The sequence below is a fragment of the Xanthomonas sp. NCPPB 1068 genome, assembly GCF_041479385.2.
Classification (GTDB): domain Bacteria; phylum Pseudomonadota; class Gammaproteobacteria; order Xanthomonadales; family Xanthomonadaceae; genus Xanthomonas; species Xanthomonas cannabis.
Genome location: NZ_CM192986.1, coordinates 50,724 through 65,332, shown reverse-complemented (window position 1 = coordinate 65,332; position 14,609 = coordinate 50,724). Strand labels below are relative to the sequence as shown.

Genomic DNA, 14,609 nt, shown 5'->3' with positions numbered 1-14,609 from the left:
AAAGTGGCTGCCACCTAATCATTAATTGGATAGTGCCGTGACGAATCTGGTCAAGCTGGCAACCGCACGCGCCCTGGTCGGCGCCAGCGCGGTCAGGCAGGCATCAGTCATCGGGGAAGCCGGTGCCTGGATCGTGCGGTTGCAGACCCATAACCAGACCCGTGTGCTGGCCACAAAGGCGAATGCGCCGCGCCGGTTTGGCAGCTTCGAAAGTGCGTTGAAGGTATTGCGCGAGATGGGCATGCCATTGGACGTGCTTCACGTGGACGCTGCGCAGTGGGACGCAGAGGGTGGCAATGCGAAGCGCCGGCCTGACCGCTCCGAGGCGATGAAGGTCAAGGAGTTGGATGCACGCTATGCGGTGTCGCTACGCACCCAGACCGAGCATGCCCTGGCCGACCCCCGCCCCGCGCTCTCCAGCGCGCAGGCCAGGCAGCAGATGGAGACGCTTAAAACGCAACAACGTGCGGCGCTTGAGGCAGCCCTGGCTGCAAAGGGCACGCGTGCGTGAGCGTGGCCTGGAAGCAGAGCGCGCTGGATGCGCGCACCGCATTGCTCGCCTCAGCATTGGCGCGCGCGATCGAAATCTCCGACCCGCAGATTTATTTCGCCGCATGTGAACAGGACGACCGGATCGAAACCGAAGGCGACGCGCTGGATAGTGCCGCCACCTATCACTCTGGGCCACTGCCGGGAACGCGTTTGTACACCTGCCAGGACGGCAGATATCTCTTGATCTACACACGCGACGGCGACGATGTGCTGATCCTTGCCCTCGTACCTGCGCGCTCTGATTGGAAGCCCACGTCGTCAGGCGATCAATAGATCCATGACGTGTCGATGCTACTGAGCTAGGGGCATACGCGACGGCGTAACGACATCGACAGCGCGCTACACCCCGCCCAGCGGCTGCAGGCACAGCCAGATGGCATACCAGTGCGACAGCGCACCGCCCAGCACGTGGGCGTGCCAGATGGCGCGGTTGTAGACCATCGCCTTGCGCACGTAGAACGCCACGCCCACGGTGTAGAACGCGCCGCCAGCCACGATGAGCCAGAGCACGGCGCTGTCCAGGCCGGCAATCATCTGGTTGATCACCACGATGCCGGCCCAGCCCAGCAGCAGGTAGATCGCCACCCAGAACCCCTTGGCGATACCGGGCAGGCACAGCTTGGCGAACACGCCGAACAAGGCCACGCACCAGACGCTCAAGATCATGGTCCAGCGCCAGCTGCCATCGAGCGCGACCAGGAAGAATGGTGTGTAGGAGCCGGCAATCATCACGAAGATGCCGGCGTGGTCGAACTTGCGCAGCATCGGTTGGCGCTGCGGCGGGGCGAAGTTGTAGGCCGCCGAGCAGGCAAACATCACCAGCAGGCCCAGCGCATACACGCAGGTGGCCACCACCATGGTCTGGCTGGCGTGCGCACGCCACACCATCCAGGTGCCGCCAACAATGGCCAGGAACAGGCCGGCCGCATGCACGATCACATCGGCGCGGCGGGCGGCGGGGGTCTTGTAGTGCGGAGCAGTGACGTTGGCAGACACGGGCACGGCGGTTCTTCGAGGTGGGGGAGCCCACTCACGTGCAAGGCGGCCATGACGCAGTGGGGGCAACAGGATACCCGGCTTGCTGAATCCGCTCAGTGAGGCAGGCTGGGCGCGCGGGCGCCGGTCTCATACTCTGAGACATCCTTTTTGTTTGATCTCCCGCTTTGGGAGCCTTTGCCGTATGCCTCCGTTTGCCCTTGCTCCCCGCACCGAAACCGCCGAACGCGCCCTGGCCACCACCGATGGCCGCCCCAGCCGCGACGGCGCACTGCTCACCGAACGCCTGGAGCGCCGCTACCACGACCGCATCACCGGCAGCTTCACCATTCCCGGGCGCGAGGGAAGCTACGCGCCCATCCCCGACGATGTGCCCAGTGCGCTGGCCGATGCCCTGCACGCGCGCGGCATCAGCCAGCTCTACAGCCACCAGGCCGATGCGTGGGCGGCCACCCAGCGCGGCGAGCATGTGGCGATCGTGACGCCCACCGCTTCGGGCAAATCGCTGTGCTACACGCTGCCGGTGGTGAGCGCGGCGATGACCAGCGGCGCCAAGGCGCTGTACCTGTTCCCGACCAAGGCGCTGGCGCAGGACCAGGTGGCCGAACTGCTGGAATTGAACCGCGCCGGCGAGTTGGGGGTGAAGGCCTTCACCTTCGACGGCGACACGCCCGGCGATGCGCGGCAGGCGATCCGGTTGCATGGCGACATCGTGGTGAGCAACCCGGACATGCTGCACCAGGCGATCCTGCCGCATCACACCAAGTGGGCGCAGTTCTTCGAGAACCTGCGCTATGTGGTGATCGACGAGATCCATACCTACCGCGGCGTGTTCGGCAGCCATGTCACCAACGTGCTGCGCCGGCTCAAGCGCATCTGCGCGTTCTATGGCGCCAGCCCGCAGTTCATCCTGTGCTCGGCCACCATCGGCAACCCGCATGCGCACGCGCAGGCCTTGATCGAAGAACGCGTGCATGCCATCACCGAATCCGGCGCGCCCACCGGCGACAAGCATGTGCTGTTGTGGAACCCGCCGGTGGTCAATGCCGACCTGGGCCTGCGCGCGTCGGCGCGTTCGCAGAGCAACCGCATTGCGCGCATCGCGATCAAGAGCGGGCTGAAGACGCTGGTGTTCGCGCAGACGCGTTTGATGGTGGAAGTGCTGACCAAGTACCTGAAGGACATCTTCGACCACGACCCGCGCAAGCCGGCGCGCATCCGCGCCTACCGCGGTGGCTACCTGCCCACCGAACGCCGCGAGGTGGAGCGTGCGATGCGCGCCGGCACCATCGACGGCATCATTTCCACCTCTGCGCTGGAGCTGGGCGTGGATATCGGTGCACTGGACGTGGTGATCCTCAACGGCTACCCCGGCAGCGTGGCGGCGACATGGCAGCGCTTCGGCCGCGCCGGGCGTCGCCAGCAACCGGCGCTGGGCGTGCTGGTGGCCAGTTCGCAACCGCTGGACCAGTACGTGGTGCGGCACCCGGATTTCTTCGCCGATGCCTCGCCCGAACATGCGCGTACCGCACCGGACCAGCCGCTGATCCTGTTCGACCACATCCGCTGCGCGGCGTTCGAGTTGCCGTTCATTGCCAGCGAGCCGTTCGGGCCGATCGACCCGCTGGTGTTTCTGGAAGCACTGGCGGAAAGCGAGGTGATCCACCAGGAAGGCGACCGCTGGGAATGGATTGCCGACAGCTACCCGGCCAACGCGGTGAGCCTGCGCTCGGTGGCCGACGGCAACTTCGTGGTGGTGGACAAGACCGACGGCAAGCAGCAGATCATCGCCGAGGTGGATTATTCCGCCGCCGCGCTCACCTTGTACGAAGGCGCCATCCACATGGTGCAGAGCACGCCGTACCAGGTGGAGCGGCTGGATTGGGAAGGCCGCAAAGCGTACGTGACGCGCACGCATGTGGATTACTACACCGACAGCATCGACTACACCAAGCTGAAGGTGCTGGACCGCTTCGACGGCGGCGTGGCCGGGCGCGGCGATTCGCACCATGGCGAAGTGCATGTGGTGCGGCGCGTGTCCGGCTACAAGAAGATCCGCTATTACACGCATGAAAACATCGGCTACGGGCCGGTGAACCTGCCCGACCAGGAACTGCATACCACCGCAGTGTGGTGGCAGTTGCCGCAGGCGACCTTGGGCAAGGCGTTCGCGTCCAAGCAGGATGCACTGGATGGATTCTTGGGCGCGGCTTACGCGTTGCACGTGGTGGCCACGGTGGCGGTGATGGCCGATGCGCGCGACCTGCAAAAGGCCGTGGGCAATGGCGACGGCGCGTGGTTTGCGGTGGCCGACCAGACCGGGCGCGGGCAGCTGCGCGGGGTGGAAGAGGGCGATGCGGCCACGGTGGAATTGCAGCAGGCGTTCGTGCCCACGGTGTATCTGTACGACAACTTCCCCGGCGGCGTGGGCCTGAGCGAGCCGCTATGGCTGCGCCAGGCCGAGCTGCTGCAGCGCGCCGATGAATTGGTGCGGCGTTGCGATTGCAGCGCCGGCTGCCCGGCCTGCGTAGGCCCGGTGCTGGCCGCGCACGAAGCTGCCAAGGGCGAATCGCCGAAATCGCTGGCACTCACGGTGTTGGCACTGTTGTTCGATGCGGATGCACCGCTGCGGCATGCCACACAGGTGGACGACGACCTGGCGCTGGACGTGCTTGCATGAGTGTGAGTGCGGACCGGCTGCGCTTGCTGCGCCGGCAGGCTGGGCATGCGGATGTACGTGCGCCTGCGGTGGTCGCTGAAGGTGATGCGCTGCAAGCTGCAGTGGCATTAAATGCGAAGGAAGTGGAGCCCGCACTTGTCTCTGAGGTGACGCAGCCGGCTTCCGGCGCGGCCACGCTGGGCATGTCGCCTGCGCCCGCTGATGCTCCGCGTGTCAGCGCGGAACGTCTGCGCCTGCTGCGCCGTCAGGTCGGCGGGCTGACGCCTGCATCGCGCAAGGACGATGCGGTGATGCCGACACGTGCGCAGCGGGCAGCGGTGTCCGGCACCGCGTCACCCGCTGCACGCTTGCCGTCGCGCGATGCAGCCGCTACGCCTCATGACGCTGCGGCCGCTCGCCCGCACGATGTGCGCACCGCACCGGCGCCCACGCGCCGCGCCTTGCAGTCACCCGCTACGGCACCGCCTGCGCGTGACGCATCGGTGTTTGCGTGGGTGGAGCACGATGTGCGCCACAAGCCGGCGTTGCCATCGGCTGCCGATGCCACCAGCGCGGTGGATACGGAGGTCGCACGCCATTGGCCAATGGCGCGTAGCGCAACGACACCAACGGCAACACCCATGGCGCCGGCACCACCGCCGCAGCGACGCGCCGACATTGCCGGCCTGCGCAAGATGATCGGCCTGCGCGAGCGTGCGGTGTCGGCGCAGACACCCGTGCGCGCGCCATCGAACGACCGGCACCTGCCGGGAACCGAGATCGCACCTGGCCTGCATCTGATCGAAGCGTTTCTGCCGCAGGCCATTCCGTGCGAGGCGCTCTCGCTGGCGTTCGCCAAACGCGACGATACGGTCGACCCGCTGGACCTGCTGTTCTTCGACACCGAAACCACCGGCCTGGCCGGCGGCACCGGCACGCGCGCCTTCATGATCGGCGTGGCGCAGTGGTGCACCGATGCCATGCAAGGCAGCGGCCTGCGCGTGCGCCAGCTGATGATGTCCACCATGGCCGCCGAAAGCGCCATGCTCGACCTGTTCCGCACCTGGCTGACACCGCGCACGGTGCTGTCCAGCTACAACGGCCGCTGCTATGACGCACCATTGCTGAAGACACGCTACCGCCTGGCGCGGCGCGGCGACCCGATTTCTGCGTTGGACCATGTGGACCTGTTGTTCCCCACCCGCCGCCGTTATCGCGGCACCTGGGAGAACTGCAAGCTGGCCACCATCGAGCGGCAGCTGCTGCGCGTGGTGCGCGAGGACGACCTGCCCGGCTCCGAAGCCCCGGCCGCCTGGCTGAGCTACCTGCGCGGCGGCAGCGCGCGCAACCTGCGCCGCGTGGCCGACCACAACCACCAGGACGTGGTGACGCTCTCGCTGCTGATGCAACGCCTGGTGGCGGTCGAGGCGCAGGACCTCGAGGTGATTCCGTTGATGGATGCGGTGTAGGCATCGATGCCACACCGCGATGAGGCAACGCTCTGCCTGCGTGCCGTGATCGAGCCGATGCAACGCCTGGGTGGTTGAGGCGCAGGACCGTGAAGTGATGCCGTTGATGGGCTCGATGCAGGTGTCCACGCGACGGCGCGCTGTGCCATGCCGTTGCATGGCCGCATCGAAGACGATAGGGTCGGCATCCAGGTGGGTCGTGCCGCTGCAACCGGTGCACTCCGAACACATGGCCGCGCTCGCGAAGCCGAGCACGTTGTCAGTGCGATAGGCGCCCTGTTGTCATATCCACGTGCTGTGATCGGCGTGCGCTTGGCGGCGTGCACGTCGAGTGTGCACAGCGGCGGTGTGCACGTGATCGCCACCTGCAATGCCGGACCGCCGCCTGCAGTGCGGAAGGATGCGCGCACGACAATCCCGTGGCGGTGCTGTGCAAGCCGCTCCACACAGCATCGCCCGCAGGCAGACGTACCGCGCGCAACACCGCTTTTTGCATAACCCGTGGATTTGCCCCAAGAATCAGGACTGCGCATGCCGTCACTCATGGACACCCGCCTCAGCCGCCGTCGCCTGATGGCAGCCGCTGCCGGCACCGCGGCATTGGCAACCGCCGTGCCCGCATTGGCCAAGACTTCGTCACCGCCGGATGTGGGCCGCAAATTCCTGCGTAACAGACGGCCGATGCCGTTTGCCGGCAATACCTTCCTGGGGCATCTGGCGCAGCAGGGCGATGGCTATGACAGCTTCAACCGCGTGCTGGACATCTACCGCGAGCTGCCCGCGCACCGCTTCGCCAACAAGTTTGCGTTGCTGCCGCCGAGCAGTTATCACGTGACCTTGCTGGGCGGCGTCAACGAGATCGACCGCGCGCGCGGGCCCTGGCCGGGTGATATGGGTCGCGACATGGCGCTGAGCGAGATCAATGCGGCGTTTCTGTCACGGCTGGCGCAACGCACCGCCGCGCCGCTGGGTGCGTGCAGCTTTGTGGTCAACCCGGCAACGGCAAAGACCGGCGCCAACGATAACCTGCTCATCCCGCTGCACCCTGCGGACGCGCACACCGCGCAACGGTTGGAGACCGCGCGCCAGGCGTTGATGACCCTGACCCGGCTGCAGCGCCCGGACTACACCAACTTCCAGTTCCATATCTCGCTCGCCTACCTGTGCGAGACGCTCGATGCCGCGGAGCAAGCGGACTACCGTGCTGCAGTGGGCGACTGGCTCAAGCGACTCGCGGCAGCCGGCCCGATCACCGTCCCGCACTTCCATTTCTGTACGTTTGCCGACATGGATGCATTCCGGACGGTGCGGGAAGTTTGATGCGCGGAATGCAGCGATGCCGTTTAGCCCCTCTCCCGCCGGGAAAGGGGTTGGGATGAGGGTGCGCAATCTCGCTTGTCTACAGTGGCCAACATTCTCGATCCAAGCACGTCCGTCGACGTATTGCGATGTGGGAGCTGCGGTGCTTCCCTGCCCCGCCCCCGCTCCGCGCTGGCAGCACAGGCACTCCAACGCACGCGCACAGGTTGATGATGCACATGATCGATCACGTGCCGACGCTGGCAGACAACGCATACGGTGTTGCACTAGATGCCCTCATCCGCCTCCGACACCTCGGTGGCCATCTGCCACGCAGCAAACTCCTGCTCGAAGTCGTCCAGCGTCAGCAGCCCCATGCAGGCATGCGCGCCGATCGGCAACGGTTGGCCGGCGGCGAGTTTGCGGACCAGCAGCACCGCCGCGAAGCACGGAATTTCCGGCCCATGCAGCATGGGCGCGGTGAGGTCCCATTGCAGCTGCAGTGGCCGCGCAGCACCCTGCGCGGCCGTGGCCTGTCCGGTACCGCGCAGCTCCACGCGCATGCCGCCCAGGTCGGTGCCGAAGCGGTCGAACCAGCGCGCGGCGTGCGCGAACACCTCGGCCAGGCGGTGCATCGGCAACGGCAGGCCGCAGCGGCGTAACCATGCGACAACAGCCAGGCAGCGCTGCAGGAACGCCACTTCCAGCGCCGCACGGAATTGCACGGTCTGCACGCCGGGATAGCGCTGCGGCAACAGCTCGTGATCGGGCACGTCGCAAGGCGAGGCCAGGCGTGGGGCGAGCTGGGCGAACTGCACGCGCGTGGGCCGTGCCCACCCCACCACCTGCTGCCAGCGACCAGCCTGCCACCAGTGGAAAGGCGTGCCGCAGTACGACAGCACCGCACGCACCGTGGCCAGGCCCAACGGCGTGCCCTGCGCGGGCGCGATGACCATGCGGATCTCCTGCAGCGCCGAAAAGCGCGGCAGCAGTGCGTCGATCACGGCGCTGGACAGTGCCGGCAAGGTGCTGGCCCCGCTGATCGCCACGCGCTGCGCCTGGCGTGCAGTGGCGTCCATCGCGCCGGCGAAGTCACGCACGAACGCACGGCCGTCGGCCAGATCGATGTAATGCATGCCGGCCTGCAGGCAGCTGCGCGCCACCGCGTAGTCCTGGCCCTGGAACGGGCCGGCGGTGTGCACCACCGCATCGGCGCCGGTGGCGGCCAGTTGCGTTGCGAACTCACGTGCATGCGTGTCCAGCCTGCAGGTGGAAATCTGCCCGGGCGCAGCATCGGGCCAGGTCGCATGCACATCGCCCGGATGCCGGCCCGCTGCAATGACGTGAATCTGCGCTGTGGCTGCCAGCGCGCGCACGATGCGCGCACCGAAGTGCCCGAACCCACCCAGCACCACTACCCGATACGTCATTGCCTGCTCGCCGTCTGTGCCTGCGCACAGTATCGGCGAGCGCCGCGTGCGCGCGATACATCCGCACGCAGCTGCGCGGCCTGTGCGGTGCGGCTAACCGGCGATGCGCGTCGCGCGGCCGCTTCGCAAGGCCTCACGCAACACCTTCAAGGCTTGCCGCGTCGCCAGCCTGGATGCACCGGCCTGCTGGCGTGCCAGCCCGGCCTGCTGTTGTGCCAGGGCATGTTGCTGCTGCGCCAGTGCCTGCAGTGCATCGGGCGTTGCCACCTGCTGCTGCGCCGAGCTGGATGCGGCGGCCGATGCGGTGCCCGCCGAAGCCTGCAGCAGGCGCGGTTCCGCGTTGGCAGACAGCCGCGCGGCGAGTGCGGCTTGCCGCTCGCTCAAGGCGTGCTGACGTGCGGCCACTCTGGCCTGTGCGTCGGCCAATTGCTGGCTGCGCAGATGCGCCACGCCCAGCTGATGCAGCAGTGTTGGATCGCGGACCAGGTATTGCTTCCCATTGGCCCGAAACCACAGCACGCGCGCGCCGTTGCCTGCGTAGCGACGCGCCGTCTGCAGATCATCAGGCGTGCCGTGCATCACTTGGCGATCGCCGTGCACCAGCACGTAGGCGTCGCCTTCGGACGGAATGCTTGCGGTCGCGTTACCGCAGGATCTGTTCACGCTTGCAGGCAGGCGTGCAGGTGCTGCTGGTGCAACCGGTGCCGGGGGTGCAATCGGCGTTGTCGGCGCAGGTGCAGCTGGCAACGCGCGTACTGCACTAACCGCAGGCCGTGCTGATGCAGCTGCACGTGCAGGCGACACGGATGCGACCGGCGCGACTGCAGACATCGCCGGCGCGCGCAATGCAGAAACACCAGGCGAGGCCTGCGCGAAGGTCATATCAGGTGCTGTCGGTACAGTCGTTGCGCTGCCCACAGGCGAAACACGCGCGATGGAGGCAACCGGCATCATCGAAGCACTGGCGGGAGCCGCCAGCAACGGCGCAGCAAGGAAGGTGCGCACCATGGCAACCGCAGGCGCCGCAGAGGCGGTTGCGATCGCGGCGGGGCCGGCAGCTGCAGCAAGCGCCAGCAGCAACGCCGAACGCAGGCACAGCACTGGAACAGTGGTCTGGATCATGTGAGATCTCCACGAAAGGCACAGGTCGATTGGTGCCGCCTGCGCAAGACACGCCGGCGGATGGAAACAGCGATCACGCGGCCACGGCGTTGCCGACGCTGCAGGCGTCGTCGCGCGGGAGTGCGGGCTGTGGCGGGCCCATGGTGGTGCGGTTGCTGCCTTGCCCGACGCGATGTCGGCGCATTGCATCGGCCGATGCTGGCGTCAGGACGTGCTGACTGCGGCCGCCTGTCTACCGGCCGTGCACGGCCGGAACTGGAGCGTGGCTGCACGCCACGCGTTGCCGCTGTGTAGCTACCAGTGACCCGTGCTGAGGTGACGCGCCGTCTGCAGCGACCTCACAACACTTGGCTCTTTAATGTTCGGTCGCTGCATCCCTTCGCTACCTGCAGCAGCCGGCAAGACGCTGCGAGCGGCCGTCAGCCGGTGCGGATGGTGCGCTCGGCAGAGCGCTACGCCCGGAGCCGGAGCGGGCACGTGGTCCATGCCGACGCCGGGCACCGGCCACACCTGCCTGACGGTGAGCGCGGCGGCCTGGTTCATGACTCCTGGTTGTCCTGCGCCTGTTCTGCCTCTGCTTGCGCTTGTTCGGCGTCTGCCTGCGCTTGCGCCATCTCGCGTTGCGCTTGCGCGGCTTCCCGTTGCCCGCGCGCAGCCTCGGCTCGGGCCTGGCGTGCGGCCTGTTTGCCCATCTCGGCCTGCTGCCGGGACACCTCAGCCGCCTGTCGCACCGCAGCGGCGTACGCGTATTGCGCCTGGCGATGCTGCTGCGCCATGTCGCGGATCTGCTGCTCGGCTTCGCGCGCCTGCTGTTGCGCGTCCTGTTTGGCCTGCGCCAGCTCCGGGCCCAACGCCGCCAGTTGCTCGCGCGCTTCCTGCAAGGCGTCCTGTGCTTCCTGCATCCGGTCCTGCTGCAGTTCAAGGTCGTGGTCGTTGGCAGCGAGCGCATCGTGCACCGCGGCTTGCGCGTCACGGGTGGCATCGCGTCGGATCCGGTCCAGGTCGAGATTCCAGCTGCTTTGGGTTGGGTCTGCGTCTTCGTCGTGGAGCGGCTCGGCGCCCAGCACATCGGCAATCACACCGTGCGCAGCGGGGGCGGCGGCTTCCGCAGGCTGTGCCGACGCGGGCAATGCATCCATTGGCGCAGTAGCGTCTGCGGCACTGCTGGCAGGGGCGCTTGCCGCGGTGGGCGCTACCGGGGCAGTCACCACCACCGGCCGCATGCGTGGGGACGTCGCCGGCACCGGCATGGCCACCAGACGCAATGGCAGCACACCGCAGACAGCCACCGCGGCCAGGATCATCGCAGCAGCCAGCCGCGGAAACGCGCGGGTGTCCTGCAACATCGACAACCTGCGTTTCAGACTGAGGAACGATGGCGAAGCGCTCGCCACGCCACCGCGTGGACGCGCCGCAACGCCCAGTTGCAGCAACAGGCGACCGTAGTCATGGCGGCAATGGCGGTGCCCGGCGACCACAGCCGCATCGCAGGCGGCTTCGCGGGCAATGGCATATTCGCGCGCGGCCAGATGCACCAGCGGGTGGAAGAAGAACAGGTGCTGTGCCAACGCCGGCAGCAGGCCCCACCACAGGTCGCGGCGGCGCAGATGGATCAACTCGTGGGTCAACGCCATGTCCAGATCGTCGTCGGCCATGTGCGGCAGGCGTGCCGCAGGCAACAGCAACACCGGTCGCCACGGGCCGATCAACTGCGGCGAATCGATCTGCGACGACAGCCGCAGGGCCGGCGGGTGCGACAAGCCATGCGCTTCAGAAGCCATCTGCAACGCCTGCACCAAGGCGCGGTCGGTGCACGGCTGCGCCGCACGTACCAACGCACGGCTGCGCAGATACGCGCGCGCCGTGCCGGCGGCCAGCACCAGCACCCCCGCCGCCCACAGCGCCAGCACCGCCACGGCGAATGGCGACCAGGCGCCAACCTGCATTGCCTGCGCGGTGGCGCCGGCATGCGCGGCCGTGGATGCCGCGGCGGCGGCGTTTGCCATCGGCGCCAGGCTGCCGGACGAGCCCAGCGCAGTGGTCACGCCATGCGCCGGCAGCACCGGCAGCTGCACCGGGTTGCTCCATACCAGGCCGACCACTGCCTGCACGCCCACCAACCACCACAGCCAGGTTTGCGTGGCCGCCGGCAAGCGGCGCACGCCGCGGCACAACGCCCATACCACCAGCACCAGCACCGCGGTCTGCACGCTGGTGGCGCCAAGCTTCCATAACACCGCTTCGATCAGGGGCGACATGACTCAATCCTCCTTGCGCTGCGATTGCAGCTTGGCGACCAACGCTTCGAGTTCGGCCAGTTCGCTATCGCTGACTTCGGCGCGCTGCGACATCCACGCCACAAATGGCGACACCGAGCCCTGCAAAGTCTTCTCGACGAACTGCCCCACAGCCCCGCGCACCACATCGTCCTGGCCGGCGGTGGCGCTGTAGCGGTACATGCCGTCTACCTGCTTGCGGCGCAGAAAGCCCTTGGCACGCAGCCGCTCCATCATGGTCAGCACGGTAGAGCGCGCCAACCCGCGCGGCTCGCCGAACGCGGCCGCCACTTCGCCCACGCTGGCGTGCCGCTGTTCTTCGATGTATTGCAGCAGGGCCAGCTCCTGGTCCCCGATGGTCTTGCCGCGCATGCCGCTCTCCCTGACTACAGTTGTCGCTACCGTAGACGTGACTACAGCTGTCGTCAATAGGTCGGATGGCAGGGGGCAGGGCGGGCGCCGGCTGTGCTGTGGAGGGATTAGGCAGCAGCCATGGGCGCCCAGGGAACGCCGGGGGGCGTGGGCAACAGGTGGCCTTCATCGCCTGAGCACTATTGCGTTCGAGCCCTGCGTGCACGCCGGCCATCGACGGTCCGGTCAATGCTGACCGGACATGGCCCCTGTGTTCGATGCCATCCTGATTGAACGACGGGGTAGCGTGGGGGCTAACTTGCATGACCAGCCCTCGAGCGGGCCGCGCCTGTCGCGTTCTCTCTGACGCATTGTCAGAACTGTCTATCCAGAAGTGCCCGCATGAACTGCGCCGCATGCCCCCTGGTTTCACGACCCAAGGCGTTGGAGGCGGTCAGGCGCTCCCAAACGTCTGGAGGCCGATCGTGCAGAACGCTGTCTATCACCGCAAATGCCTCTTCCTTGCTTTGCCAGACGCCTTGAGTTCATCGATCTGCGTACGGAAGGTGTCCCAGTCGGCACTCGTTGGCACCCGCAGGTTTCGATCGCGGCCTGCCATCGCTGCGCGAGCCTCCGCTTCGTCATTCAAAAGGTCACGAATCACTTCCGGCGCAGACGTTACCGGCCATGCCGCCGTTCCCAGATAGGAGAGCACCTTGGCATCGTGTTCTTCCAGGCCACGCAACAAGGCAGTTGCCTCCTTCCGCACCGCGCGCCATTCACCCTGCCCTGGCAGGCGACCAGAGGCCGCCATCTGATGGAGTCGAAGCAACGCCGCGTGCACCTGGCTTGCGCCCTGGTGCCCCGCGACACGCTCTCGGATGGCGCCGCTCTCCAGGTAATCGACGATGACGCGCTCGGCAGCAAGGTCGTCCATGCCCTGCGCGCGAGGCTGCAGCCAGTGAATGGCGGCATCCTGTGCCGCGGCTGCAGGCAGGCTCTGGATGATAGGCGTCATGACCAAGACCATTGGTAAAGGGATCTTGGTGAGACCTGCAAACAAGGCCTCGTCTTCAGAGCCAACCGCGCAGAACAGCATCCCGCGATAGCCACCTCGATTGGCGGGGTCACCCGGGTCTGGGTAGAAGCCGCCATTGGCAACAGCGGCCGCAAACCTCGTCAGTGGCAACCCCGCGTTTTCGGCAGTTGCCGTCACTGCTCAGCCCCGATGGCCGTCTCGATCATTTCGGCTAGCGTCGTCCGTGTCTGCAGGCCGAAGAGCTGCTGCGTGACCTTTCCATCCTTTATCACCACAAACGCGGGCACGCCCCTGACACCATGAGCCTGGGCGATCTCCGGGCTTTGGTCGATATCAACCGAAACAAATGTCATCTCATCGGCATATTCGCCGGCAATGCTCTCTATGACCGGGGCAACCGCTTTGCACGGGCCACACCAACCTGCGGAAAACTTCAGTAACACGGGCACGTCGGATCTGATCACATCCTGAGCAAAGTCCAAGTCGGCAGCGTTGCGAAACGTCATTGAAACCCCTGAAAAAGTGGATGACGCAGTGAGTGAGGTGGCGGCCAGGCGCCTGTGACGCGCTCCAGCCAGCGCATGTGAGCAGCCCGACCGGCCCCCGGCCAGACGCGCTGGTCCAGCCCCGCCCTGCGACACGCATTCCAACTGCTCTCGCAGGGTGTCACCGCGCAGGTTCCGGGCCTTGGACATAAACATCGGTAGCGGGACAGGGATGTTGCTCACCCGTTGCTGTGCGACCTCAGGACGCCGACCAAGATGTCGCTGCACCGGGCCCCCAAACGATACCTGTACGAAGGCGGATCTGGCGTGCGTTTTCTGCGCGACGCCCGTTAACTTCGCGCTTCCCTTGCGCCCTACCCCGCCGAAGCGCAACGTGCTTGCAAAGCACGTAACATGCAGCCCCACCGCGACGACCCGAAGCACCCATGCTCACCAGCCGTGACCTAGCCATTCTCAACATCATGCAGTTGGACAGTGATACGCCGTTGGCTGAGCTGGGCGAGGCCGTGCACCTTTCGCCATCGGCATGTTCTCGTCGCCTGACCCAGCTGCGGGATGCGGGGTATATCAAGGGAAACGTCGCCGTGCTTGACCGTCTCAAACTCGGGCTGCCGACAACGATTTTCGTGATGATCGGGACAAGTCAGCACACCGATGAATGGACCGAGAAGTTTCATGCCGCCTTGGCGGAGATACCTGAAATTGTTGATGCGTATCGACTGACCGGCAACGTCGACTATATTCTCAAGATCGTGTTGCCCGCAGTCGAAGACTACGACCGGGTCTACAAGACGCTTATCCGCAAGGTCGATATGACACGGGTAAGCGCCTATATCTCGATGGAGACGGTGAAGTCTTCGCAAACGCTGCCGCTGGTCGCCATCAAAACCAAGGGCGACCGATAGCATCC

General features: G+C 66.4%; 13 protein-coding genes. 6 read left to right on the top strand and 7 right to left on the bottom strand.

Annotated features, from left to right (window positions below; translation table 11 throughout):
• The first annotated feature begins 37 nt into the window (after window positions 1–37).
• Window positions 38–511: a hypothetical protein gene (locus ACCQ12_RS00260; protein ID WP_244875171.1), complete on the top strand. Its 474-nt coding sequence runs from the start codon at window positions 38–40 to the stop codon at window positions 509–511.
• Window positions 508–825 carry a plasmid stabilization protein gene (locus ACCQ12_RS00255; protein ID WP_166749944.1) on the top strand — a complete coding sequence of 106 codons (318 nt, stop codon included), beginning with the start codon at window positions 508–510 and terminating at the stop codon, window positions 823–825. Before ACCQ12_RS00260 ends, ACCQ12_RS00255 begins: the two co-directional genes overlap by 4 nt.
• A gap of 66 nt (window positions 826–891) precedes the next feature.
• Here the strand turns inward: ACCQ12_RS00255 and trhA are convergent, their stop codons facing one another.
• Window positions 892–1,554, bottom strand: coding sequence for a PAQR family membrane homeostasis protein TrhA (trhA, locus tag ACCQ12_RS00250; RefSeq protein WP_372382634.1), 663 nt, complete (start codon window positions 1,552–1,554; stop codon window positions 892–894).
• A gap of 178 nt (window positions 1,555–1,732) precedes the next feature.
• Here trhA and ACCQ12_RS00245 point away from each other — a divergent pair, with 178 nt between their 5' ends.
• The 3 genes from ACCQ12_RS00245 (at window position 1,733) to ACCQ12_RS00235 (ending at window position 6,996) form a co-directional block, all read left to right on the top strand.
• The gene (locus ACCQ12_RS00245) at window positions 1,733–4,228 is read left to right on the top strand and encodes a DEAD/DEAH box helicase (protein ID WP_372382633.1); all 2,496 of its coding nucleotides are present in this window, start codon (window positions 1,733–1,735) and stop codon (window positions 4,226–4,228) included.
• Window positions 4,225–5,676, top strand: a complete 1,452-nt coding sequence (locus tag ACCQ12_RS00240) for a ribonuclease H-like domain-containing protein (protein WP_372382632.1) — start codon at window positions 4,225–4,227, stop codon at window positions 5,674–5,676. Before ACCQ12_RS00245 ends, ACCQ12_RS00240 begins: the two co-directional genes overlap by 4 nt.
• A 531-nt stretch (window positions 5,677–6,207) precedes the next feature.
• The gene (locus ACCQ12_RS00235) at window positions 6,208–6,996 is read left to right on the top strand and encodes a DUF1868 domain-containing protein (protein WP_372382631.1); all 789 of its coding nucleotides are present in this window, start codon (window positions 6,208–6,210) and stop codon (window positions 6,994–6,996) included.
• A gap of 266 nt (window positions 6,997–7,262) precedes the next feature.
• Here ACCQ12_RS00235 and ACCQ12_RS00230 read toward each other — a convergent pair whose 3' ends face one another.
• From ACCQ12_RS00230 to ACCQ12_RS00205, 6 genes are all read right to left on the bottom strand, one after another.
• Window positions 7,263–8,405, bottom strand: coding sequence for a saccharopine dehydrogenase family protein (locus ACCQ12_RS00230; protein ID WP_372382630.1), 1,143 nt, complete (start codon window positions 8,403–8,405; stop codon window positions 7,263–7,265).
• A gap of 93 nt (window positions 8,406–8,498) precedes the next feature.
• Window positions 8,499–9,068, bottom strand: a complete 570-nt coding sequence (locus ACCQ12_RS00225) for a hypothetical protein (RefSeq protein WP_372383678.1) — start codon at window positions 9,066–9,068, stop codon at window positions 8,499–8,501.
• A gap of 998 nt (window positions 9,069–10,066) precedes the next feature.
• Complete coding sequence (locus ACCQ12_RS00220; protein WP_184441960.1) at window positions 10,067–11,785, bottom strand: M56 family metallopeptidase; 1,719 nt, start codon at window positions 11,783–11,785, stop codon at window positions 10,067–10,069.
• A gap of 3 nt (window positions 11,786–11,788) precedes the next feature.
• The gene (locus ACCQ12_RS00215) at window positions 11,789–12,175 is read right to left on the bottom strand and encodes a BlaI/MecI/CopY family transcriptional regulator (protein ID WP_047697013.1); all 387 of its coding nucleotides are present in this window, start codon (window positions 12,173–12,175) and stop codon (window positions 11,789–11,791) included.
• 481 nt (window positions 12,176–12,656) lie between these two features.
• Window positions 12,657–13,370: a hypothetical protein gene (locus ACCQ12_RS00210; protein ID WP_372382629.1), complete on the bottom strand. Its 714-nt coding sequence runs from the start codon at window positions 13,368–13,370 to the stop codon at window positions 12,657–12,659.
• A complete protein-coding gene (locus ACCQ12_RS00205; RefSeq protein WP_166751535.1) occupies window positions 13,367–13,699 on the bottom strand; it encodes a thioredoxin family protein in 333 nt (110 codons plus the stop codon). Before ACCQ12_RS00205 ends, ACCQ12_RS00210 begins: the two co-directional genes overlap by 4 nt.
• A gap of 425 nt (window positions 13,700–14,124) precedes the next feature.
• Between ACCQ12_RS00205 and ACCQ12_RS00200 the strand changes: the two genes are divergently transcribed.
• The gene (locus ACCQ12_RS00200; protein WP_047697019.1) at window positions 14,125–14,604 is read left to right on the top strand and encodes an Lrp/AsnC family transcriptional regulator; all 480 of its coding nucleotides are present in this window, start codon (window positions 14,125–14,127) and stop codon (window positions 14,602–14,604) included.
• Window positions 14,605–14,609: the final 5 nt, after the last annotated feature.

Excerpts from the sequence above, each read along its gene's own strand:
- ACCQ12_RS00240 (WP_372382632.1), top strand. The coding sequence starts at position 4,225 with ATGAGTGTGAGTGCGGACCGGCTGCGCTTGCTGCGCCGGCAGGCTGGG.
- ACCQ12_RS00230 (WP_372382630.1), bottom strand. The coding sequence starts at position 8,405 with ATGACGTATCGGGTAGTGGTGCTGGGTGGGTTCGGGCACTTCGGTGCG.
- ACCQ12_RS00220 (WP_184441960.1), bottom strand. The coding sequence starts at position 11,785 with ATGTCGCCCCTGATCGAAGCGGTGTTATGGAAGCTTGGCGCCACCAGC.
- ACCQ12_RS00200 (WP_047697019.1), top strand. The coding sequence starts at position 14,125 with ATGCTCACCAGCCGTGACCTAGCCATTCTCAACATCATGCAGTTGGAC.
- ACCQ12_RS00205 (WP_166751535.1), bottom strand. The coding sequence starts at position 13,699 with ATGACGTTTCGCAACGCTGCCGACTTGGACTTTGCTCAGGATGTGATC.
- ACCQ12_RS00215 (WP_047697013.1), bottom strand. The coding sequence starts at position 12,175 with ATGCGCGGCAAGACCATCGGGGACCAGGAGCTGGCCCTGCTGCAATAC.
- ACCQ12_RS00235 (WP_372382631.1), top strand. The coding sequence starts at position 6,208 with ATGCCGTCACTCATGGACACCCGCCTCAGCCGCCGTCGCCTGATGGCA.
- ACCQ12_RS00245 (WP_372382633.1), top strand. The coding sequence starts at position 1,733 with ATGCCTCCGTTTGCCCTTGCTCCCCGCACCGAAACCGCCGAACGCGCC.